At 39.8% G+C, this 23,962-nt stretch carries 23 protein-coding genes; 16 read left to right on the top strand and 7 right to left on the bottom strand.

Annotated features, from left to right (window positions below; translation table 11 throughout):
* Positions 1–213: 213 nt before the first annotated feature.
* From gyrA to FXV77_RS19320, 3 genes are read left to right on the top strand one after another with little or no spacing between them, the layout of a single operon-like run.
* On the top strand, positions 214–2,775 hold the full coding sequence (gene gyrA / locus FXV77_RS19310; protein ID WP_148920882.1) for a DNA gyrase subunit A: 2,562 nt from the start codon (positions 214–216) through the stop codon (positions 2,773–2,775).
* On the top strand, positions 2,753–3,883 hold the full coding sequence (locus FXV77_RS19315) for a tetratricopeptide repeat protein (protein ID WP_246162527.1): 1,131 nt from the start codon (positions 2,753–2,755) through the stop codon (positions 3,881–3,883). Before gyrA ends, FXV77_RS19315 begins: the two co-directional genes overlap by 23 nt.
* 2 nt (positions 3,884–3,885) lie before the next feature.
* Positions 3,886–5,073 (top strand): tetratricopeptide repeat protein, encoded by a 1,188-nt coding sequence (locus tag FXV77_RS19320; RefSeq protein ID WP_148920883.1) that lies wholly within the window; start codon positions 3,886–3,888, stop codon positions 5,071–5,073.
* Between the two features lie 57 nt (positions 5,074–5,130).
* On the opposite strand, the gene FXV77_RS19325 is transcribed toward FXV77_RS19320, so the two are convergent.
* A complete protein-coding gene (locus FXV77_RS19325) occupies positions 5,131–5,634 on the bottom strand; it encodes a lipocalin-like domain-containing protein (protein ID WP_148920884.1) in 504 nt (167 codons plus the stop codon).
* A 124-nt stretch (positions 5,635–5,758) separates the two neighbouring features.
* On the opposite strand from FXV77_RS19325, the gene FXV77_RS19330 reads away from it, so the two are divergent.
* The 4 genes from FXV77_RS19330 (at position 5,759) to rplI (ending at position 7,841) form a co-directional block, all read left to right on the top strand.
* Positions 5,759–6,640 carry a cupin-like domain-containing protein gene (locus tag FXV77_RS19330; RefSeq protein WP_148920885.1) on the top strand — a complete coding sequence of 294 codons (882 nt, stop codon included), beginning with the start codon at positions 5,759–5,761 and terminating at the stop codon, positions 6,638–6,640.
* 113 nt (positions 6,641–6,753) lie between these two features.
* Positions 6,754–7,122 carry a 30S ribosomal protein S6 gene (gene rpsF, locus FXV77_RS19335; protein ID WP_148920886.1) on the top strand — a complete coding sequence of 123 codons (369 nt, stop codon included), beginning with the start codon at positions 6,754–6,756 and terminating at the stop codon, positions 7,120–7,122.
* On the top strand, positions 7,122–7,385 hold the full coding sequence (rpsR, locus tag FXV77_RS19340; RefSeq protein WP_148920887.1) for a 30S ribosomal protein S18: 264 nt from the start codon (positions 7,122–7,124) through the stop codon (positions 7,383–7,385). Before rpsF ends, rpsR begins: the two co-directional genes overlap by 1 nt.
* 12 nt (positions 7,386–7,397) lie before the next feature.
* Positions 7,398–7,841: a 50S ribosomal protein L9 gene (gene rplI, locus FXV77_RS19345; protein WP_148920888.1), complete on the top strand. Its 444-nt coding sequence runs from the start codon at positions 7,398–7,400 to the stop codon at positions 7,839–7,841.
* Positions 7,842–7,896: 55 nt separating this feature from the next.
* On the opposite strand, the gene glmM is transcribed toward rplI, so the two are convergent.
* Positions 7,897–9,279 carry a phosphoglucosamine mutase gene (glmM, locus tag FXV77_RS19350; protein WP_148920889.1) on the bottom strand — a complete coding sequence of 461 codons (1,383 nt, stop codon included), beginning with the start codon at positions 9,277–9,279 and terminating at the stop codon, positions 7,897–7,899.
* Positions 9,280–9,465: 186 nt separating this feature from the next.
* On the opposite strand from glmM, the gene FXV77_RS19355 reads away from it, so the two are divergent.
* From FXV77_RS19355 to FXV77_RS19385, 7 genes are all read left to right on the top strand, one after another.
* Positions 9,466–10,065, top strand: a complete 600-nt coding sequence (locus FXV77_RS19355) for a phosphatase PAP2 family protein (RefSeq protein ID WP_148920890.1) — start codon at positions 9,466–9,468, stop codon at positions 10,063–10,065.
* The gene (locus tag FXV77_RS19360) at positions 10,062–10,895 is read left to right on the top strand and encodes a ZIP family metal transporter (RefSeq protein WP_148920891.1); all 834 of its coding nucleotides are present in this window, start codon (positions 10,062–10,064) and stop codon (positions 10,893–10,895) included. Before FXV77_RS19355 ends, FXV77_RS19360 begins: the two co-directional genes overlap by 4 nt.
* A 154-nt stretch (positions 10,896–11,049) precedes the next feature.
* Positions 11,050–11,286 carry a FeoA family protein gene (locus FXV77_RS19365; protein WP_148920892.1) on the top strand — a complete coding sequence of 79 codons (237 nt, stop codon included), beginning with the start codon at positions 11,050–11,052 and terminating at the stop codon, positions 11,284–11,286.
* A 1-nt stretch (position 11,287) separates the two neighbouring features.
* A complete protein-coding gene (gene feoB / locus FXV77_RS19370) occupies positions 11,288–13,390 on the top strand; it encodes a ferrous iron transport protein B (RefSeq protein WP_148920893.1) in 2,103 nt (700 codons plus the stop codon).
* Positions 13,391–13,396: 6 nt separating this feature from the next.
* Positions 13,397–13,549, top strand: a complete 153-nt coding sequence (locus FXV77_RS22360) for a hypothetical protein (protein ID WP_222867827.1) — start codon at positions 13,397–13,399, stop codon at positions 13,547–13,549.
* Positions 13,550–13,610: 61 nt separating this feature from the next.
* Positions 13,611–15,227, top strand: a complete 1,617-nt coding sequence (locus tag FXV77_RS19380; RefSeq protein WP_246162528.1) for a DUF4139 domain-containing protein — start codon at positions 13,611–13,613, stop codon at positions 15,225–15,227.
* A gap of 81 nt (positions 15,228–15,308) precedes the next feature.
* Positions 15,309–16,739: an amino acid permease gene (locus tag FXV77_RS19385; protein ID WP_148920895.1), complete on the top strand. Its 1,431-nt coding sequence runs from the start codon at positions 15,309–15,311 to the stop codon at positions 16,737–16,739.
* Positions 16,740–16,849: 110 nt separating this feature from the next.
* On the opposite strand, the gene FXV77_RS19390 is transcribed toward FXV77_RS19385, so the two are convergent.
* A complete protein-coding gene (locus FXV77_RS19390; RefSeq protein WP_148920896.1) occupies positions 16,850–17,710 on the bottom strand; it encodes an aminotransferase class IV in 861 nt (286 codons plus the stop codon).
* Positions 17,711–17,730: 20 nt separating this feature from the next.
* Positions 17,731–18,765, bottom strand: coding sequence for an RluA family pseudouridine synthase (locus FXV77_RS19395; protein ID WP_148920897.1), 1,035 nt, complete (start codon positions 18,763–18,765; stop codon positions 17,731–17,733).
* 51 nt (positions 18,766–18,816) lie between these two features.
* On the opposite strand from FXV77_RS19395, the gene FXV77_RS19400 reads away from it, so the two are divergent.
* Positions 18,817–19,704 carry a 1-aminocyclopropane-1-carboxylate deaminase/D-cysteine desulfhydrase gene (locus tag FXV77_RS19400; protein WP_148920898.1) on the top strand — a complete coding sequence of 296 codons (888 nt, stop codon included), beginning with the start codon at positions 18,817–18,819 and terminating at the stop codon, positions 19,702–19,704.
* Positions 19,705–19,727: 23 nt separating this feature from the next.
* Here the strand turns inward: FXV77_RS19400 and FXV77_RS19405 are convergent, their stop codons facing one another.
* Both FXV77_RS19405 and FXV77_RS19410 read right to left on the bottom strand, forming a co-directional pair.
* Positions 19,728–20,366 (bottom strand): carbohydrate-binding family 9-like protein, encoded by a 639-nt coding sequence (locus FXV77_RS19405; RefSeq protein ID WP_148920899.1) that lies wholly within the window; start codon positions 20,364–20,366, stop codon positions 19,728–19,730.
* Between the two features lie 12 nt (positions 20,367–20,378).
* Complete coding sequence (locus tag FXV77_RS19410) at positions 20,379–21,482, bottom strand: phosphotransferase enzyme family protein (RefSeq protein WP_148920900.1); 1,104 nt, start codon at positions 21,480–21,482, stop codon at positions 20,379–20,381.
* A 234-nt stretch (positions 21,483–21,716) separates the two neighbouring features.
* Between FXV77_RS19410 and FXV77_RS19415 the strand changes: the two genes are divergently transcribed.
* Complete coding sequence (locus FXV77_RS19415) at positions 21,717–23,042, top strand: hemolysin family protein (protein ID WP_148920901.1); 1,326 nt, start codon at positions 21,717–21,719, stop codon at positions 23,040–23,042.
* On the opposite strand, the gene FXV77_RS19420 is transcribed toward FXV77_RS19415, so the two are convergent.
* The gene (locus tag FXV77_RS19420) at positions 23,039–23,890 is read right to left on the bottom strand and encodes a GH25 family lysozyme (protein ID WP_148920902.1); all 852 of its coding nucleotides are present in this window, start codon (positions 23,888–23,890) and stop codon (positions 23,039–23,041) included. The two genes, FXV77_RS19415 and FXV77_RS19420, sit on opposite strands and share 4 nt — an antisense overlap.
* Between the last annotated feature and the right edge of the window lie 72 nt (positions 23,891–23,962).

Genomic DNA, 23,962 nt, shown 5'->3' on the forward strand with positions numbered 1-23,962 from the left:
AATAAACATTTCTTTTGTTTTATAAAAATATGACATACAACAAACGAATGCTAACCGTTTTTATCCTTCTTATAAGCTTTTATCACCTCTTAGCATCGGCATATATTTTACACGTATAAACGCTCGGTGATTATTAAAAAAAATCGTAACTTCGCAAGCAAGTGTGTACAATATTTTTTGAGGCACATTTAGTTTTATTGAAACCACATAAATATGGCTGAAGAAACAGAAAACGAAAACAATCTAGTACCTGCAAACGACAGAATCATTCCAATTAACATCGAGGATCAAATGAAGTCTGCCTACATAGATTATTCTATGTCGGTCATCGTTTCTCGTGCTCTACCAGATGCAAGAGACGGTCTGAAACCTGTACACCGACGTGTATTATACGGGATGTTAGATCTGGGTGTAACGAGTAGTAAACCTTACAAGAAATCTGCTCGTATCGTTGGAGATGTACTGGGTAAGTATCACCCGCATGGCGACTCTTCAGTATATGATGCGATGGTTCGACTGGCGCAAGATTGGAGCATGCGCTATCCACTGGTGGATGGACAAGGTAACTACGGTTCTATCGACGGCGACCCTCCTGCGGCCATGCGTTATACAGAGGCACGTCTAAAAAAATTGTCTGAGGAGATGCTTTCCGACATCAATAAAGACACTGTAGATTTCCAGCTGAACTTTGACGACTCTCTACAAGAGCCTACCGTATTACCTACCCGTATTCCTAATCTTCTGGTAAACGGGGCCTCAGGAATTGCTGTAGGTATGGCCACCAATATGGCTCCCCACAACCTAACCGAAGTAGTAGATGGTACCATTGCCTATATAGACAATCGCGACATCGAAATCCCGGAATTAATGCAGCATATCAAGGGGCCAGATTTTCCTACCGGCGGTATCATATATGGTTATAATGGCGTAAAGGATGCTTGTGAAACTGGTAGAGGCCGTATCGTAATGCGTGCTAAAGCTGAAATCGAAACGCTCAAAAACGGACGTGAATGCATTATTGTGACGGAGATTCCTTATCAGGTCAATAAAGCCAACATGATTGAGCGCACTGCTGAACTGGTTAACGAGAAAAAGATTGAAGGTATCTCGACTATTCGGGACGAATCGGATAGAGATGGCTTCCGAATTGTATACGAAATCAAACGGGAAGCAAACGCAAACGTTGTATTAAACAACCTCTATAAATATACTGCCTTACAAACTTCATTTTCTGTAAACAACATTGCCTTAGTAAAAGGACGCCCGATGTTGTTGAATATAAAGGACATGATCCACGAGTTTGTGGAACATAGGCATGAAGTCGTTATCCGCCGCACCAAATTTGAATTGGCGGAAGCGGAAAAACGGGCGCATATATTGGAGGGATACCTCATCGCGCTTGATCATCTTGATGAAGTCATCAAGCTTATCCGTAACTCCGATACACCGGAAGATGCGCGCGTAGGCTTAATGAGTAGATTTGGCTTGACAGATATTCAAGCACGCGCTATCTTAGACATGACACTTCGTCGTTTAACCGGACTAGAGCGTGATAAGATCAAAGAGGAATACGCAGAGCTCATGAAAACAATTGATTATTTGAAATCGGTACTCGCGGATGAAGGTCTGCGTATGGAAATAATCAAAAACGAACTTATCGAAATAAGAGAGAAATATGGCGACGAGCGTCGTTCTGTCATTGTACACTCTGCTGAAGATATGCGGATGGAAGATTTTATCGATGACGAGGAGATTGTAATTACCATTTCGCACAATTCATACGTAAAACGTACACCGTTGACAGAATATCGTCGACAAGGTCGTGGCGGTAAAGGTTCCATCGGTTCTACAACACGCGACGAAGATTTTACCGAACATATCATCACAGCGTCGGCACACAATTACTTATTATTGTTCACCGACCACGGCCGTTGTTTCTGGCTGCGTGCTTTTGAGATTCCAGAAGGTAGCCGTACATCCCGTGGACGCGCGTTACAGAATATCATCAACATACCGAAGGAAGAAAAGATTCGAGCTTTTATTAAGGTGATTAACCTGAAAGACCAGGATTATCTTGAAAATAACTTTATTATCATGTGTACGAAAAAAGGGACAATCAAGAAAACGTCTTTAGAGGCGTATTCAAGACCTCGTGCAAATGGTATAAACGCTATTAACATCAACGAAGGCGACGAGTTATTGGAAGCATGTTTGACGACTGGAAACAGCGAAATCGTTATGGCGCTACGCTCAGGACGCGCGATACGTTTCAACGAATCGACTGTACGCCCGATGGGAAGAACGGCTACCGGGGTACGGGGCATTAGACTGGCCAATGATAAGGACGAAGTAGTTGGCATGATTGCTGTGGATAATGCAGATACAACAGTACTTGTTGTTTCCGAAAAAGGTTATGGCAAGCGTACTGATATTGAAGATTACCGCGTAACGAACCGTGGAGGTAAAGGGGTAAAAACTATCAACGTTACGGATAAAACAGGTGAACTAGTCGCCATAAAAGGGGTAACGGATGAGGACGATTTGATGATCATCAACAAATCAGGTATTGTGATCCGTATCGGTGTCGAAACCCTTCGGGTAATGGGACGAGCCACACAAGGTGTTCGTCTGATCACGTTGAAAGATACCGATGCCATAGCCTCCATTACGAAAGTAGCGCGTGAAGAAGAAGAGGAGATTGAAATCGGTGATGATAATGCAGATGAAAATGGCGTATCAAATGACTCAACAAATGCTGAAGAAAACGAAGAATAAAATGCGGTTGTGCTTGCCCGCAATCGTTTCGGGCTTTCTGTTATTGGGATCGGCGCAAACTTTTGCACAATCCAACTATAAGGAAAGTAGCAATAGTTTTGCGCGCTACACCCAATCCGGTGATATAAAGAATCTAGAGAGCGCAAAAAAATTCATAGACGAGACGTACAAAAACCGTCGCGATTCAAATAGCGCACGTGTAAACGTACTTCGTGCAATGATATACAGCTCCATGGCGTATGCGGATTCTACCCGTAGTATAAAAAATCCGGGCGATCCTATTGATATTACCTACGAATCGTTAAACAAAATCAGAAAGCGAGATTGGGAAAATTATCCTTCCGAAATTAATTACATCAAGCAGAATTTAGCCGCATCACATATTTACAAAGCGAAAAAAGCGCTGGAGAAAGAAGATTATGCGGGCGCCTATGAAAGCTACTTAAAAGTCAGAGATCTCAACATTGAAAATTACGATGTAACTTATAATCTCGCTCTTTTGGCAGCACAGACCGAACAGTACGCCGCAGCAACTGCCTATTACAATAATTTATTGAAGAGAGGCGATGCTCCTGTCGAGTATTATTTGGAGCTTGCAGAAGTTTACAAAAGAAACAAAGATGGTCAGGCTGTACTGAACACGTTACACGAGGCGCGCACGAAATTTCCAGATAATAAGCCCGTATTGATGAATCTGATTCAGCTATTCGCACAGAATAATGAATACAAGGCAATTGCACCGATTATTGACGAGGCTATAACCCATGAACCAGAAGATATCGATCTGAATTATCTGGCTGGGTATGCGAACGAGTCCGTGGGAAATATTGAAATTGCAAAAAGATATTATGGAAAGGTTTTACAGCTTGATCCGAACAATTATGAAGCAAATCTCGCTTTAGGACTTATCTTTCTTAACAGTTTCCTACAGGACAGCGATAATGTAGAAGCACAGTACCAAGCGCAAAATTTATTGCTGAAAGCAAACGAAATTCGCCCTTACGACGTTAATGCTTTAAGGTCTCTTTCGTTATATTATGAAAGATCGGGAGATTTTGCACAGTTAGATCGCGTAAAATTATTGTTGAATCAACTATCAAATAATTAGATATGAATATAAAAAAAGCAATATTATTTTCTTTATTGGTGGTAGCAGGTACTACTGCTTTCGCTCAAAGTGGCAACTTGCGAAAAGCAAAAGCAGGATTGCAGAAATTTCAAGAGCTACAGAACAACAATTTGCCCCCCGAACAGTTAGCCCAATTGGGTAAAAAAGATTTGGACGGTGCTAAAGAAGCCATTGATGCAGCTATTACCCATGACAAAACAAAAGACAATCCCGAAACTTGGACGATTTATGCTTTAGTAAATGCTAACTTAGCTACATTGGAAAAATCGGCTGAAGCAGTGCAAGCAGCTGAAGAAGGTATCCAAAAAGCGACAGAATTGGACAGCGACGAGAAAAATAAAGAAAACATCGCGGTTGCTAAGCAGCTTTTAGGTCAGTTCAATTTTGGACAAGGCGCTGATGCCTTTAATAGCCAAGACTATAAAACAGCTTATACAGCTTTCGATCAAGCGCTGCTTTATCTTCCCGGAGATACAACATTAATCTACTACTCTGGTTTGTCTGCTATTCAAAACCAAGACTATCCAAACGCGATTAAAAGATATACGGAATTGATTCCGCAAAAAGAATTTTCTCAGCATAAGGCTGTGATGGTAGACTTGCCTAAACTGTATCTATCCGCGAAGGACACCACTAACGCATTGGAATATGCTGCCAAAGCAGCTGCTGAATACCCGGATGATAATGATGCTTCCGTCCAAAATATCGAGTTGAACCTTTTGACCGGTAACGAGGATAAAATAATCAGCGAAATCGAAAATCAAATCGCAAAAGATGCGGACAACAAAGCATTATATTACTATTTAGGTATTGCCTATTCAGCATCCGACAACAATGATAAGGCCATCGAGGCGTATAAAAAGGCCGTGGAAATCGACCCCAATTATGTAGAAGCCAATAAAAATGCGTCAGCAACCATCATCAATAGTGTAAGGGATCAATTAAATACCCTTAATGACGATAAAACGTTATCTAACACCGATTACAGCACAAAAGTAGAACAACTTAAAGAGCAGATCAAAGAAGCCCTGCCTTACCTTGAAAAGGTAGTAGAATTGGATCCGAAGGACATCGACGCGTTAAGAAGCTTGAAAGGCTACTATGATTTCCAACAAGATGAAGCAAAATCAGCCGAAACACAAGCTAAGATTGAAGCTTTACAAGAATAATAGAGATCTCTATCAAAATAAAAAAAAGAGCGTTTTTTAACGCTCTTTTTTTTATGCCTAATTCTTTAGGCTAATTTCTCTTAATAAACTTTCATCAACGAAGTCGTCGGACGAGCAGTCCATACGTTGCCAAGTCATATAGGAGTTGACATACACACCGTTGGAAAGAATGGGTTCGGTAGACTTGAGGTACAGCACGTCGCCTTCGAAATCTATCTTCCGATGCTGCATCTGGTTTTTCCAATTCGGGAACAGGGAGCTTTCTATATGATACGTAACAACCGCATTATTGTTATCCACTTTGTATTTTCCACAGAAGGCTATATATCCCTGTAAGGAAGAAGCCATTTCTTCCTGCGTAGCCATCATCTTATCTTTACTTTTATAAAGTAATCGTCCTTCTTTGGAGATCTGTACCGCCATGTAACCGTCAGACGAATACATTAATACTCCGTAAGGGTTCTTTCCCATCGGGAAAAGCGAATCGTCACCTGCTATGGGGACTTCAATATAGGATAAAAGTTTCCAAGTTCCTACTAGTTCGTTTTTTATTGATGTCATAATAGATACTGTAGCACTAGTTTGTAATAGTAACGCTTTTCTTCTCAACTTAGTTTACGTGAAGGTAATGTATGATGAAATTTTGACATTTTTTTTGCTACTTTTAAAATATTAAAAAAGAACTATGATTCTATCGGAGATTGATATAGTGGACGATATAAGTAAAGAGGTGTTTTTGGAAAAATATTTCAAACCTAAAAGACCCCTTCTTATTAAGGGATTTGCTAAAAAATGGGAAGCATACAACAAGTGGAAGTTAGATTATATACACGAGCAAGCCGGTGAGCAAGTTGTGGGACTGTATGATAACAAACCTGCGGATCCCAATAAAGCGACAGATGAGCCTGTTACCCATATGAAGATGCGTGACTATATCCGTCTCATCAAAACGCAACCTTCCGATCTTCGAATTTTCTTCTATATCATTACAGATAAATTGCCTGAGTTGCTCAAGAATTTTTCTTATCCCGATTTAGGTTTTAAATATTTTAAACGCATCCCGACACTATTTTTTGGAGGTAGTGAGGCGCGCGTGCTTATGCACTATGATGTCGACCTGGGAGATTTATTGCATTTTCAATTCGAAGGTAAAAAAAGGGTGTTATTATTCCCTCCGGAGGAAGCTGCTTTTCTATACAAAGTTCCACTTTCGGTCCACACTATTTATAATGTGGATTATGAGCACCCCGACTATACACAGTTTCCGGCACTTCGCTATGCAAAAGGGTACGAGATTTTCATGGAACATGGCGATGCGCTCTTTATGCCAAGTGGCTACTGGCATTTCAATCGTTATCTGGAAGCGGGCTTCTCCATTACGTTACGTTCCTTTCCTACTTCGCCGAAAAGGCTTTTGAATATGCTTAACGAGGTGTTCTTCATCCGGTATACAGACAAGCTTATGCGTAAACTTTTCAAACAAAAATGGGTGAACTACAAACAACGTAAAGCTTTTGAACAAAGTCAGAAAGCTTTAGACACCTATTTGGAGCAATCAAATCCATAAACATATGATTACAGTATGTTTCTTTTTCTTTTCACTTTATCAAATAATTACTTATCTTTGCACACTCGTTAAAGTACGAGTATTTATTAATTAAAACAAATTTATTAAACACAATGCAACAGTACGAATCTGTCATTATTCTTACCCCGTTGCTTTCAGAGGAGTTAGCGAAAGAAGTAATCGCTAAATTCAAAAACATCCTTACTGAAGGCGGAGCCGAAATTGTCGCTGAAGACAATTGGGGTTTGAAAAAATTAGCGTATCCGATCCAGAAGAAAACTACTGGATTTTATCACCTAACTGAATTCAAGGCTCCGGGTGAATTAATTAAAAAACTAGAACTTGAATATAAGCGTGATGAGCGTGTGATGCGTTTCTTAACTATTGCTTTGGACAAACATGCAATAGCTTACAACGAGAAAAAACGTAGCGGTGCATTCAACAAAAAAGCTGAAACTAAAACGGAGGAGGTAGCAAACTAATGGCAAACGAAAACATCCAATACGTGACTGCCCCTAAAGTAGAGGACAACCGTAAAAAATACTGCCGTTTCAAAAAGAACGGTATTAAGTATATCGACTATAAAGACGCAAACTTCTTATTGAAATTTGTAAACGATCAAGGTAAAATCTTACCTCGTCGTCTAACGGGTACATCATTGAAATTCCAACGTAAAGTAGCTCAAGCCGTTAAACGCGCGCGTATTGTCGGACTATTGCCTTACGTAGCAGATTCATTAAAATAAGGAGGAAACGACATGGAAGTTATATTAAAACAAGATATTAAACAACTTGGCGAGAAAGACGATATCGTAAACGTAAAACCAGGTTACGGTCGCAACTACTTAATTCCTCAAGGATTTGCCATCCTAGCGACACCGTCTGCTAAGAAGGTATTGGCTGAGAACATCAAACAAGCTCAGTTCAAACAAGACAAAATCAAGAAAGACGCAACAGAATTAGCGGGCAAATTGGAAAGTATCAAACTTACTATTGGCGCTAAAGCTGGTGAAAGCGGAAAAATCTTTGGTAAAGTAAATAGCATCCAAATTGCGGAAGCTTTGAAAACACAAGGATATGACGTTGACCGTCGTCGCATCACTTTCGAAACTGAACCTAAAACAGTTGGTGAATACATCGCTAACTTAAACTTACACAAAGAAGTTAAAGTTCAGATTCCTTTTGAAGTGGTAGCTGAATAATAAGATAAGATTCTTAAAAAGAAAAAGGAGATAACGATGTTATCTCCTTTTTCTTTTATTTAATGATTTCTTCTATTTCATGGATAATTTTCTGTGCGATAGCATCCGCAGCTTCTGGCGTTGGCCCTTCCGAATAAATACGAATAATAGGTTCCGTATTCGATTTCCGAAGGTGTACCCATTCGTTTTCAAAGTCTATTTTCAGACCGTCGATCGTTGTATATTGCTCCTCTTTATACTTTTCTTCCATTTTTTGCAACAAGGCATCGATATCTAAATCCGGGGTTAACGTAATCTTATTCTTCGACATAAAATATTGCGGCAATTCCGCGCGGTAAGTAGATGCCGCTTTCTTCAGTTTAGCTAAATGACTTAAAAATAGAGCTACGCCTACCAAGGCATCACGACCATAATGTGAATCAGGATAAATTACTCCTCCATTGCCTTCGCCCCCAATGACAGCGTTTACCTCTTTCATTTTTGTCACCACGTTTACCTCTCCTACCGCCGCCGCAAAGTATTCACCTCCGTGTTTAACCGTAACATCACGCAACGCACGCGTAGAAGAAAGGTTGGAGACGGTATTACCTTTAGTATGTCCGAGAACATAATCTGCAACGGCTACCAACGTATACTCCTCACCGAATAATTCTCCATCCTCCATCATAAACACCAAACGATCCACATCGGGATCTACTGCAATACCCAAATCTGCCTTATTACGCAATACTGCTTGGGAAAGATCAGTTAAATGTTCTTTCAATGGTTCCGGGTTATGTGGAAACTCACCATTGGGTTCACAGTGTATCTTATAAACGGTCTCTACGCCTAACGCATGCAAAAGTGCCGGGATAAAAATTCCACCTGTACTGTTCACCGCATCTACCGCTATCTTGAAACCTGCTTGGCGAATGGCTTCTTTATCCACCAAAGGAAGGGCTAAAACGGCATTAATATGTTTTTGTAAATAGCTATCGTCTTTTATCTCCTTACCCAACACACCTACTTCGGCAAAATCAAAATCCAAGCTTTCGCCCAATGCCAAGACCTCTTTTCCTTCTTGATCATTGATGAACTCTCCTTCGCTGTTTAACAGCTTCAAGGCATTCCATTGTCCAGGATTGTGGGATGCCGTTAAGATAATACCACCGGCGGCTTGCTCCATCGGCACAGCAATTTCTACCGTAGGTGTGGTCGACAAACCCAAATTGACTACATCAGCACCGATTCCTTGCAAGGTTCCTACTACCAAATTACTCACCATCTCTCCGGACAGGCGTGCATCACGCCCCACAACAATCTTTTTGTTTCCGGTCTTTTGCAGGAGGATTTTACCAAATGCTGCTGTAAATTTAACCACGTCAATCGGTGTAAGCGCCTCTCCCGGCTTACCTCCAATTGTACCTCTAATACCTGATATTGATTTTATAAGTGTCATATTAAAAATTAAAATGCTACAAGCAATCGTAAAAATAAGTTTATATCTTAAAATTTCATATAAAACTTTCACAATTAAAAACGAAAGTGTACTTTTGTTGCAACATTGTATCATTTTATTAAAAGGCGGCAATGTTGCTAAATTATTCTTTACTTTTGAAGGATAATTTAAATAAGCACAACATCTATGTTAAATCAACTCATTCATTTTGATCAAGAGATATTCTTGATCATTAATCAAGGATTAAGTAATCCTTTTTTTGATTGGTTGCTACCTATTCTACGGAATCCTTACACATGGTCGCCTTTATATCTATTTCTGATTATCTTCTTTATCAAGCATTACGGCAAGATGGGCATATTGATTGTCGCTTTTACATTGGCCAATTTTGGTGTTTCTGATGCACTGTCGTCCCACGTCATCAAAAAAAATGTAAAGCGTGTACGCCCTTGCAATGATTTGGTTTTTAAAGAAGAAGCCAATATACGCGTGCGTTGTGGCTCCGGATTTAGTTTTACTTCTTCCCATGCCACTAACCATTTTGCCATGGCTTTCTTCTGGATAGTGCTATTCCGCAGACGTTGGAAACATACACTATGGTTATGTATCACATGGGCTGCGTTAATAAGTTTTTCCCAAATATATGTAGGCGTTCACTACCCTTTCGACATTCTTTGTGGAGCAATTCTCGGTATCTTAATCGGTACTGGAACCGGCTATCTTTTTAAACGCTTTTTCCCAGAATTTTTCAAAACAAATCCTATTACAGAAACAGTAACAACATGAGTTCGTCATTAATCGTCAGCATTCTATTTATTTCGGCTTTTTTAAGCGGGTTGTCCGTATTCTTCGTTAAAAGAGACAATACCAGTTTACTTAAACTAATCCTCTCGTTTAGTGGTGCTTATTTGTTTAGTATTACCGTATTGCACTTGATACCTCACGTTTACATCAGTCAAAACACAAGTCCGGAAATAATTGGTTTGTATATATTGGGCGGTTTTCTATTTCAACTGGTATTAGAGCAATTTTCTCAGGGTATTGAACATGGGCACATCCACCATAGTGCCCATAATGCTTTTCCGTTGGGCATTATGATAAGCTTGTGTTTACATGCGTTTCTAGAAGGTATGCCTTTAGCTGCCGGCCATCAGGCAGAGTTGGTTTTCGGCATTGCGATACACCATGTGCCGGCTGCTTTTGCTTTGGGAAGCTTGTTACTTAACACACGACTTTCCAAAACCAAAATAACCACCTTTCTCCTCCTATTTGCGGTTATGACACCTTTAGGTTTTCTAACGAGTAAAGGAATAAGTGAGGGCGAAATTGGAAACATCACACAATATTTCGATAAGATTATGGCGATTGTTATCGGTATATTCCTTCATATTTCCACTACTATTCTATTTGAATCGGGTTCCGCAGATCACCATAAATTCAATCGAAAGAAAATGATTGCTGTCATATTAGGGGTATTGGTGTCGTTAGCTAATTTTCTATTTGACGGACATGACCACCATCATCACGGTCCGGCCCACGATCATGAGCATCATCATGACCATGACCATGACCATCACGAGCATAACCATGACCACGAGCATGAGCACGAGCATTAATCATGAAGTTTAATTACTTAGGCGTATAAGTCTAAGGAAATTAAACAAATCCCCCTTTTTAGACCTTAAAATCAGTCTAAATTAACTAACTTTGGTGCATACGTCAAATATTCTGAAATAAGAATATAATTATATAATTTTTTAACAGGATAAAATGCAGAAAAGTTTCAGTCTTGATCTATTGGAAGTAGGAGAACAAGCAACTATACGGCAGCTTGATTCGTCGGAATTGCCTTCTAAATTTTACGAAATGGGACTCCTTCCGGGAGCCGTTGTCGAAATTAAACACAAGGCGCCATTTCATGGTCCTATTGGTCTTCAAATCTCAAATTCCAACATTTTAATCGCTATCCGTAAATCTGAAGCTTTACACATTTTCGTCGAAAAATAATATGAAGAATCCAATAATAGCTTTTTTAGGAAATCCTAACGTCGGAAAAACATCGCTATTCAACCGTATTACAAAATTACATCAACACGTAGGCAACTATCCGGGCATCACCGTAGAAAAAAGAGAGGGCTCGGTAAAAGCCAATAATAAAACATATCGTATCATTGACTTGCCAGGCACCTATACACTCTTCCCCACATCAATGGATGAAGAAATTGTATACAATGTCTTAGCAGATAAAAAGAACCTAGCGCATCCCGATTTGGTCGTTGTTGTGGCTGAACCAAACAATATTAAGCGGTCGGTTGTACTATACCAACAGGCTCGTGAACTAGGTGTTCCAGCTATCTTCGTTGTTAATATGATTGACGAAGTAAATGCTAAAGGAATCGATATTGACTATCAAAAACTGGAAGCTTATCTTCACACCAGGGTTTATACCACCGATGCCCGAAATGGAAAGGGAATAGCACAGCTTATCCAAGCCTTTGACGAGCGCCCAGGTTATTTCCCCGGTCAGTTTGAGGTAGACAGCACTTACGAACTCGCATTAGAAGAGGCAAAAAAAGCTTTTCCATTGCATACAGAATATCAAACCTGGCAATTTATTGCGCAAGAAAATATATCCTTTCTGACGAAAGAACAGCAACAAACGTTAGCTGATATTCGGAAGAGACATCAACTTTCTCCCAATGTGCTTCAACAGACTGAGGCCATTAAACGTAATACGAAGATTGAAGAGGATTTAAAAACGATTATTATCCATAAAGATAATCATCATCTCCATAGGACGAATAGAATTGACAAGGTTTTACTTCATCCTGTTTTGGGGTATATTATTTTCTTTTTCTTACTATTTCTTGTGTTCCAATTAGTATTCATTTTATCTGAGCCTATCATGGATTGGATAGATGAGAATTTCTCTGCGCTTATCGATTATACCGCTAGCGTATTACCGGAAGGACCATTATCAAACTTGTTAACACAGGGTATATTAGCCGGGATCGGCGGAATTATTATTTTCGTTCCCCAAATCGCTATTTTATTTTTACTTATCTCCCTTATGGAAGAAACGGGCTATATGAGCCGCGTTGTCTTTCTAATGGACAGATGGCTTCGTCCTTATGGGTTAAACGGAAAATCAGTTATTCCACTCATGTCGGGCGTAGGCTGTGCTGTTCCCGCTATTATGGCTGCGCGTAACATCGAAAACACGAAAGAACGACTTGTCACTATGTTGGTTACGCCTTTCATGACATGTGCCGCCCGCCTTCCGATTTATGTTGTTTTAATATCCTTAGTTATTCCGAATGAAACATTTTTAGGTTTTGGATTACAGGGATTAGTACTAAATCTGCTTTATATCCTCGGCGTAGTAGCAGCATTACTATCGGCCGCCGTTTTAAATAAAATCATCAAAAACCAGCATAAGTCTTTTCTTATTTTTGAACTTCCCTCTTACAAAACTCCCGATTGGAGAAATGTGGGAATGAATATGTGGGAGAAAACATCCGGCTTTTTATTCCAGGCCGGTAAAATAATTCTCGCAATGGCTGTTATCCTATGGGTGCTTGGTAATTTTGGTCCGAATGATAAGTTTAATAATGCCGAGGAGTACGTACAACAAGCTAATCCAACATTAAGCGAAGAGGAATTCGATGAAGAAGTAGCTTCTTTTAGATTAGAACATTCTTTTCTGGGCTATATGGGCATGGGCATCGAGCCTCTTGTTAGACCTTTAGGTTATGATTGGAAAATGGGGATCGGACTTATCTCTTCTTTTGCCGCAAGGGAGGTATTTGTGGGAACTATGGCTACTGTATACAGTCTTGGTGAAGATATAGATCCCGATGATGACGAGGAACGAGAGACGCTGTTAAGTAGAATGCGGTCGGAAATAAACCGCAACACCGGACAACCTTCTTACAATCTCGCGTCGGGCATTTCACTCCTTTTATTTTATGCTTTTGCCATGCAATGCATGAGTACGATTGCGATCATGAAACGAGAAACAGGCTCTTGGAAATGGACATTGATACAGACCGTCATGATGACCGGTATCGCTTATATTATTGCCTTTGTGGCTTATCAACTACTTAAGTAATGTGTTATGGGAATAGTGATTCAATACGCTATTATCGCCCTCGTCTTCATTGTGGCACTGGTGTTTTTAGCGAAACGGTTTATGCCCTCTAAAAACAAACAACAGGGCTGCAATAAGGGGTGCGGATGCTCGATGACAGATGTGGAAAGCAAAAGGTAATTTTTAGGTATCTTTATGGAATATAACCGCATAAATCATCTATTCTAAAACGATTCATATTATGATAAAAAGCAGTTTATTACTTTCCGCAGGACTGGTTTTAGCAAACCTATCTTTTGCTCAGAAAGCCATTATACAAAAAGCGGATTTAAAAAACGTAACGGTCTTTACGAATGCAGCAGAATTAAGTCACACGGCGAGTATAAATCTTCCTTCCGGTAGCAGTGAAATAGTTTTCACGCATGTGGCCAATAATATAGACGAGAATAGCATACAGATTGGTACCGGTGCCAACGTAACGATTCTCTCTGTTCGTCCAGCCCTGAATTATATTGATGCGGATGTAAAAACGGAAGCGTACAGCATAGTTGAAAACGAATATAAGCGTGCTTTAACGGCATTAAAAAAATTACAAAACCAAAAAGCGACGGAAGAAAGTCTGCTTAAACTTTTGGAGCAAAATCAAAAGATTTCAGGCGAAAATAGTAGCACTACAGTAGCTGAATTGGCAAAGATGGCGGAGTTCTACAAGCCAAAATATCTGGAGGTGAAGAACAATATCACCGCATTGGACGAAAAAATAGCGGAGCAGCGGGATATCGTGGATAAAGTCAAAGTGCAATTTGATGAAGTCAAAGGACAGACATCCGGTTCGGGCGGTCAATTGATTGTACAGATCATAAACAACCAAACGGGAAATCAACCGTTTAACATTTCTTACTTGACAAGACAGGCGAATTGGAGTGCTTCTTACGAATTGCGGGCAGAAAACACGACCTCTCCGTTACAAATTGTATATAAAGCAAACGTTTCGCAACAAACGGGTGTGGATTGGCAACAGGTCAATCTGCGGCTTTCTACATCAAATCCTTCACAGGGAGGCGTAGCACCTACCCTATCACCTTGGCATTTGTATTATCAGCAGAATTTAACAGCCGCCCTTCAAGGTCGGGTAGCTGGCGTTCAAATACGAGGTGTAGCGAAGCAATCAAAAATAGCGGATAACATATTAGAAGAAGTCGCAGCAGCTCCTCAAGCATTAAACGACTATGTACAGCAGGCCGAAAATCAGCTCAACACTACTTTTGATATTGATATTCCGTATACCATTGCCTCCAACGGGAAACAACATGCCGTCAATCTTAAAGAATACACCCATCCGGCAAGCTATCAATATTACGTTGCCCCGCGTATTAATCAAGAGGTATTTTTATTGGCGGAGCTGATAGATTACGAGAAATTGAATCTTGTTCCCGGACAAGCGAACGTTATGTTTGAAAACATGCTAGTCGGAAAAACATTCATCAATCCCAGTGAAGCTACAGATACCTTGAAATTAAGCTTAGGAAGAGACAAGATGATTTCTGTTAAACGAGAAAAAATCAATGACCTTTCTTCTTCCAGATTGATCGGAAATAGCCGGACACAAACGGCTATTTATGAAATAACCATTAAAAACAATAAGAAATCGGGTGTCAGCCTAACGCTGCAAGAGCAATATCCGATATCGACAGATAAATCAATGGATATCATTTTGGAAGAAGCTAGTGGCGGACAAGTAGGTAAAGACACCGGTATTGTCACATGGAAATTAAATATTCCAGCCGGAGGGACACAAAAATTAAAATTCGGCTACTCGGTTAAGCACCCGAAAGATAAACAAGTGAATTTGTTTTAGATATAGATTAAATGTAATAAAGCCGCTGTATTATCAGCGGTTTTATTATTTTTACACAACAGTAAACTTGATAATAGCATATTGAAAACAAATACTCCGAAAGACAACAAGCAGCTTAAGCGTGGGCTAAGTAACAGACATATCCAATTAATAGCTTTAGGCGGTGCTATCGGCACAGGTCTTTTTTTAGGGGTAGGACAAGCAGCCGTTCTGGCAGGCCCATCGGTTATACTAGGTTACGCCATTGCGGGGATCATTGCCTTTTTTATCATGCGACAATTGGGCGAAATGGTGGTGCATGAGCCTGTATCGGGTAGTTTTAGCTATTTTGCTAATAAATACTGGGGTTCTTTTGCCGGATATGCTTCGGGATGGAATTATTGGGTTCTTTACTTATTGGTCAGTATGGCCGAACTGACAGCTATCGGACATTACGTGCAATTTTGGTGGCCAGAGATACCCCTGTGGATGTCCAGCTTATTTTTCTTTATCGTGATCAACACGCTTAACCTGGCTTCGGTAAAAGTATACGGTGAAACGGAATTTTGGTTTTCCATTATCAAAGTGGTGGCTATTATCGCCATGATTATTTTTGGTTGCTATCTCCTGATAAGTGGAAAAGGAGGAGAGCAGGCAACAGTACAAAATTTAACGAATGACGGAGGCTTCTTCCCAAAAGGCTGGCTGTCCAGTAATGAAAGCGGTGCTTACCAAGGGCTTTTAGCTGCGTTGGTTATGATTATGTTTTCATTTGGAGGTCTTGAATTGGTGGGTATCACTGCCGCAGAAGCTGAAAATCCAGAAAAAAATATACCGAAAGCGACAAACCAAGTATTATGGCGTATCCTTATTTTTTATATCGGATCGTTATTGGTGTTGTTTTCGCTCATGCCGTGGCGTAATATTACGCCCGAAACAAGTCCATTTGTAGAAGTATTTGCTAGTTTGAAAGGTTTACAATTTGAACTTTTTGGAACAACTTATTATTTCACGAATATCATAGCAAACGCTTTGAATATTATCGTATTAACAGCAGCTCTTTCCGTATATAATAGTTGTGTATACAGTAACTCACGTATGCTCTTCGGTCTAGCCGAGCAAGGTAATGCCCCGAAGTTTCTGAAGAAATTGAATAAGAACCACTCTCCCGTCAATGCCATTTTAGTTTCTGCAGGATTAGTTGCGATATGTATCGTCATCAATAAGCTGATGCCCGAGCGGGCATTAGAAGTGTTGATGAGCTTAGTGGTTTCCTCCTTGGTCATCAACTGGATTATGATATGTTTAACCCATATCTTTTTCAAAAGAAAAATAACCGAACGGTTAGAAACGTCGTCGTTTCCAACCCTCTTTTATCCTATCAGTAATTATATATCCCTTTTCTTCCTGTCAGGCGTACTGCTTATGATGTGGTTTACAGGGTTGAAGATTTCGGTAGAGTTGATACCTATCTGGTTGATATTGCTATATATCACGTATCGATTGGTGCAACGCAATAAACGTCTACATTAGTTTTTTAGGAATGAAACATTTTCTAAAATAAAACACGAAGTGCTTCTTTAAAAATGCATATGCATTATTGAACACCAAGCTTACGTGCTGATTAAACGACAGTTATATTTTTAATTTTCTCCTGCTTCTTCACCCCAAGTTTGTAGCTTTTCTTGAAGAATACGCGATATTTTATTGAAATAACGTTTCTGCTTGTAGCCCATCACCCATTGCACACCTTGAACCGCATTTGTACAGAAAATCTCGTCCGCTTCTTTCATGATTTCCGGGCTTATCTGTGCTTCAACAACGGACACACCTTCATGTTCTGCCATTTCCATAACAACTTTACGCATCACACCTTCTACACACCCTTCTGTTAAAGCAGGCGTATATAGCGTCTTCTCGTAGTATATAAAGATATTGGAGATCAACCCTTCACATAGATTTCCTTCTTGATTCAGAAGAAACACCTCATCGTACGCAAATTTCTTTTTATATAAACCTGCCATGACATAGATCAATGCATTATTTGATTTAAGATGCGATAAATCACTATAAGGCTTTTTAAAATCGGTATACAAATCTACAATGAGTCCTAATTTTTTATCTCGCAATAGGGGTGGCATTCGAGATACCTGTAGAACATATACGGGTTTATTCGTTTCCGGTGCATACGTTCCGCCGCCTGCACGATAAACAACCAAACGCACACGTACTTGCTGTCCAAGCATATTATTTTTCCTGATCAACTCTTCTGTTTTGGAACGGATAAAAAAAGCATCGAACTTGGAATATTCATCCAATTGCAACGTTTGCATACCTTGTTGTAAACGTTTTACGTGAAGATCCAGAAACCGTATATCCCCATCTTTCCACAACATGGTTTCAAACAGTCCATCCCCATACCGCAAAGCGCGGTTGTCTATTGTTGCTATCTGTTGATTTTCGGCAGTAAGCTGCCCGTCAAAGTTGATATATTGTAAAGACATAATTTTTTTTGTGTTTAAACTTATCGGTCCGTCGATGTGACATAAGACCGCCATTTTTCCAAAACGGATTGAAAATCGGAAGGAAGTGGCACTTCGAAATACATCGATTCTTTTGTACGAGGATGAACAAACCCCAACGACTCAGCATGTAATGCTTGCCGAGGTAATAATTCAAAACAATTGTTTATAAACTGTTTATACTTGTTGAATACTGTTCCTTTTAGAATCTTGTTTCCCCCATACGATTCATCCGAAAACAACGGATGCCCTATAGATTTAAGATGTGCCCGGATTTGATGGGTACGTCCTGTTTCCAACTCGCAGGCTATTAACGTAACATATCCCAAACGTTCCAATACCTTATAATGCGTAACCGACCACTTGCCTTTTTCAGGGTCATCGTACAATTCCATTATCCTACGATCCTTAGCATTTCTTCCAATATAACCCGACACCGTACCATCCTCGGTTATATCTCCCCAAACTAACGCCAGATATTTTCGATTTATTGTATGATCAAAGAACTGCTTTGCTAAAAAAGTCATTGCCCATTCATTTTTGGCAATTACCAACAATCCCGAGGTATCCTTATCAATCCGATGTACCAAGCCCGGACGCCCTGTGTTGCCTGGCAATGTGGGCAATTGACTTAAATGGTAGGTCAACGCATTAACGAGCGTTCCCGTGTAATTGTTGTAACCGGGATGGACCACCATACCCGCCTCCTTATTTACCAATAGGAGGTCGTCGTCTTCATAAATAATATCAAGCGGTATATTTTCGGGATAAACTTCCGTATCTCGCGGTGGGTCTGGCAAGACCATCGTGACGACGTCCAATGGTTTTACTTTATAACTCGCCTTAGCCAATTTTCCGTTTACAAAAACAGTCTCGGCGTCGATGGCATTTTGAATACGGCTTCGGGAAGTATTTTCCACCCTGTTCATCAAGAACTTATCAAGCCTCAGCAGCGCTTGCCCTTTATCGGCTTCAATCCGATAATGTTCGAAAAGCTCCCGCTCGTCCTGCTCATATATATCTAAATCTTCTGCCATCACGCAAAAGTATCGAAATCCTTTAAAATCTACTAACTTTGGCAGAAGTATATGTTGGATTTTGATTTTTACAGCCCCGAAGAAGAGATTGTCCTTCCGTTTTATGAAGAACACGGTATTCGCGTATTCGTTAAACGAGATGACCTTATACATCCCTATATATCCGGTAATAAGTGGCGGAAACTGAAATACCCCCTACAGCACGCCCAAAAAGAGGGTAAAAGTTTATTAGTGACTTTTGGAGGAGCATGGTCCAACCATTTGCTAGCCACGGCATGTGCAGGAGCAAAATTCGGATTTCGTACGTATGGATTTGTGCGCGGGGAAGCAATCGAAAACCCAGTACTCAAATTGTGTCAGCTTTTCGGTATGGAATTACATTTTGTAGACCGGGAACGCTATAGGGATAAAAAAGCTTTATTTAATACCCATTTCACACACTCGGAGGAAGCATATTTTATTGACGAGGGTGGGTATGGCATGCTGGCCGTCCAAGGATGTAGTGAAATAACAAACGAATTACGTTATACTTATGAACATTGCTTCTGTGCATGTGGCACCGGAACAACCTTAGCGGGTCTGGCAAAAGGCATAAGCAGTCATCGGTGGTCCACCACACTACATGCTGTTCCCGTACTTAAAGGAGGTGGTTTTATTCTCGATGAAATCGTTAAGCTTGGTGTAGCAAACCCAACACATATACGTCTACATCTGGATTATCATTTTGGAGGGTACGCGAAGACCAAGCCGGAACTCATTGAATTTGTAAAGACATTTACACGCCAGACCTCTCTGTTGATAGAACCTACTTACACCGGAAAATTGTTCTATGCAGTGCACGATTTAATTGCCCAAAAACAAATCGCACGGGGATCTACGGTGCTAGTTATCCATTCGGGAGGATTAACAGGTCTTTTGGGAATGCTAGACAGGTTTTAATGCGTGTGCGAGTTTATGTATCGCTACTCAAAAACAATTTCTCCAAAAAAGTCCGGTAAATGGAAATTAGGTTTAGGATGTTCTATTTTACTCCAGGAGAGGAAATGCGGAGTCGGCAAACCATCACCGCATTTATAAAAATTTCCATACGCAGTGGCACCCGCTAAGTTTTCTATTTTATCGTTCACAAATACAGCCGTTGGAATCACGAGGATGATATTCCATTTCTTTTTCCCATCCACATTTACAACCGTTGTTGCTGTCTGAATTTTTGCTGTTGTTTCCGGTTCGAGCCGCGTTCTATCCTCTTTTATCCGGGAACCGGCACCTATCAGCCCTGTTCCTAATACATTGAACTCGATATTGTAATAGCTCACTTTTCCATCGAAAGAAACAAAGAACTCTATACAACTGTCTTCCCATACGGCTTCATTCGTACGGACATACTGCGCTTTCACAAACTCTTCTTGAACGCTATAATGGATAAATATGCTTTGATTATCGTGCGCCATTTGAAAGTGCACCTCGGGTTTATATGGAAATTCGGACCAGTTTACCTGTGCGATAGGTTGCCATGGCAATGTTTCCATTTGCTGGCTTAAAGCATAATAGGTAAAGTTTTCGAGTGCTATACTATGATAAGGTACTTTTAAACTGGTCATTGTCTTCTAAAATTATACATGAACACTTTCTTCCAAAATGGAAGCAAGCTCCTCTTGGTGCAATTCCATTTCTTGCACTAATTTAAGTTGTGCTTTCGTCCTAACCAAATTATGTGTAGAATAATGTATTTTATAATAAGTATCTCCGTTTAGATAATCAGTAAGAAAACGAACCGCTTGCATAAAAGGTAACAAAAATACACCGTGAAGTAACGACGTCGTTTCCTTTTCTGTCAAAAAACCGCAAGCTTCGCTCATATATCCCTGCGCATAAGCCTTAAATAATGGAATATTCAATGTGATTTTCTTCGTATCGGGCTCATCCTCTGCTGCCGAATTGATAATGGTGCGAATGGCATCTCCAAAATCATAGGCTACATATCCCGGCATTACCGTATCCAAATCAATCACACATTGTACGCGATCATGTTCATCAAGCAAGACATTATTAAACTTCGTATCGTTATGGGTAATACGTAATGGTAAATCCCCGTTGCTTCCCATCAATAAAATGGTACGCATCCGCTCTTCCCGCTTCAATATATAATCTAATATATCTTGCACTTCGTTTACACGGCCAGCAGCATTGTCTTTTATAGCTGTGCGCAAATTCCCCATCCGGAAGTCGATATTATGAAAATTAGGTAAAATCTCTACCAATTTGCCCGGATCAAGATCGGAAAGCTGCTTTTGGAACTCGCCAAACGCCTTCCCCCCCGAATATGCTTGAGCTTCTGTCTCTACAATATCATAACTTTTAGTCCCTTCCAACAAGATAAACATTCGCCAAAAGCTGCCATTTTCATCTTGATAATACAATGTCCCCTCGCGAGTCGGGATTAGTGTCAACGTCGATTTCTCCACCTTTTCTTTTCCGAGGTGTGCTAATTTTTGTTTCAGATGGTCTAACACGACTCTCGTATTTTCCATCAACCCTGCTACGTCAGCAAATATTTGATTGTTAATCCGTTGAAACAAATAGTTTTTAATATCGGTTTCTACACGATAGGTATCATTGATATGCCCTGATCCGAAACGTTCTACATGAATAATATCTCCTTCGATATCAAAATGAGATGCAGAGCTTAAAATATTATTATTCTTTAATTCAGACATTGGAAAATTTAAAAAATTTAACATAAACTATGCTAAACGTTGGCAATATCTATAAATAAATCAATAAATAAAAGCGTTGTATTAAAGCAAACGTTTGTTCTTTTTCTAAATTGGTTCACGATAAATCCAGCTACCGAATAGCGGACAATCGGGAATGCCCATCCTCTTAGTTTTTTTCAAAAGGATGTACAACGCTGGAAAAGAATTTGTATTTTAGAGCATAAAATAGGCTTTATGCTGACAGAGATTATTATTATAATAACGTTAATTATATTTAATGGAATATTATCTGCTTCCGAAATAGCGATTGTATCAAGTCGAAAGGCGCGTCTTCAAGCGGCAGCGGATAAAAACAACAAGTCTGCTCGAATAGCATTAAATTTAAAGGAGAATCCCAATCAGTTTTTATCTACTATTCAGATTGGTATCACTTTAGTTGGTATCCTTACAGGTTTTTTCAGTGGTGGAACGATTTCTTCTCATCTAGCCACTGTACTTAGTCAGGTTTCCTTTCTCGCTCCCTACAGTCAACAGGTCGCTATCATTGTTGTAGTACTTGTCATTACTTATCTTTCCTTGGTTATTGGCGAACTTGTACCTAAACGTATCGGAATGGCTATACCGGAGAGATACGCATCATTTGTTGCTACGCCGATGTTGTTTCTAAGTAAATTTGTTAAACCATTTGTCTGGTTGTTAAGTGTTTCTACAGATGCGCTTGTTCGGCTATTGAATATCAAGGTTTCTAAGAACACCGTTACCGAAGAAGAAATCAAAGCGCTAGTTGACGAAGGCGTAACCAGTGGTGTCATTGAGAATTTTGAACATGATTTTGTAGATCGTTTGCTCATACTGGGAGATAAACGCGCTATCAACCTGATGGTACACCGCTCCGATATCGACTGTCTGGATCTGCAAAATAGCTTTGAAGAAAACAAGAATATTATCCGACAATCTGAACACACCGAATTTCCTGTGGTAGATGGCAGTTTCGATCAGGTAAAGGGTATTATTCATGTCAAAACTTTTCTAAAAAAATATATCGACAATAAGCCTATCGATTTGAAAGCATTGGTGAAACCGATTCCTTTTGTCAATGAAAATACATCTGCTTACAACATCCTAAACGTCCTAAAAAATGGCAACGCACAATTAGCTGTCGTGATTGATGAATATGGTATATCGCAAGGCATCGTGTCCATTAAAGATATTGTACGTCAGCTTTTCGGCGACATGAACAACGGTGAAGAACGTTCTGATGCCTCTATCCGCAAAAGGGAGGATGGCTCGTATATTATTGATGGAAGAACGCAACTAGATGATTTTTTGGAATATTTTCAAATAGAACTGAGCGAAGAGGAAGAAGATGATATTTCTAACATTACTACTTTAGGCGGATTGGTCTTTCTTACATTAGATCATGTCCCGGAAGAGGGTGAATTTATTCACTTTAAAGAGTATAAGCTAGAAGTAATTGATATGGATGGGCACCGAATAGACAAGGTACTGGTGGTTACACCACCGCTTTTAACTAACAATATAAACGAGAACCAGGATTAATAGGGAATCGTTAATTCTTCTAATTTTTCGATATTCCCTTTAAACATGTTGAGGTCTACGTTCCCTTTTATGCCTCGTACATAGCCTCGTTCGGAAAACTGCCAAAAATCCCAATGTTTTTTGGGTTTATCTACCCAAAAATTGTAATTCGCTATCCACAACACGTAATCGGAAAACTCTTTCTCTAAGAAATCAGTAAAATAGCTATCTCCGGAATAGAGAATAGGCTGTATTCCGTAATGTTTTTCAACCTCGTTCAGCCATCGTTTTAATCCCACCTTTAATGAATCCATAGGTTGTTTTCGGGGCCGTTCTTCAATATCCAAAACCGGAGGCAGATCGCCAGGTCTCAGATTAACCGCACTTATAAAGTTACGCGCTTGGCGAATAGAGTTTTCGTTTGGTCGAAAATAGTGATAGGCTCCCCTCAACTTTGCTCTACTTTGTGCTGCTTCCCAATTTACAACGAAACGTTTGTCTTTCGCCTTCTCTCCCATCGTAGCACGAATAAATACAAAATCAAGTGGTATTTGATCATATATCGTATTGACATCAATCCAGCTAATATCGCCTTGATACTGGGATATATCAACGCCATACACATAGGCATCATACTTTTCCATCAATTTGATATTACGCTTTTCATGTTCGCTTGCGGTATGCGTATCTGTTGATTCTTCCCGAAAAATCCAACTTTTTATGGTATAGGAAAAATCTGTTCTATAATATAAAAGAGCAAAACCTATTAATATACATAAAGGTAAGACCACACTCCAAATCAAATATTTTTTACGCTCTGCGTCACTTACTTTAGTCCCCCTCCTAACAGTTTTCCTATATCGTGTCATATTTTGCAGTGAAAATAGCAGATTTATTTTTTATTGGCAAACGGAAATACACACTTTGCGACATGTAAATCG

Source organism: Sphingobacterium phlebotomi (genome assembly GCF_008180195.1).
Lineage (GTDB): Bacteria > Bacteroidota > Bacteroidia > Sphingobacteriales > Sphingobacteriaceae > Sphingobacterium > Sphingobacterium phlebotomi.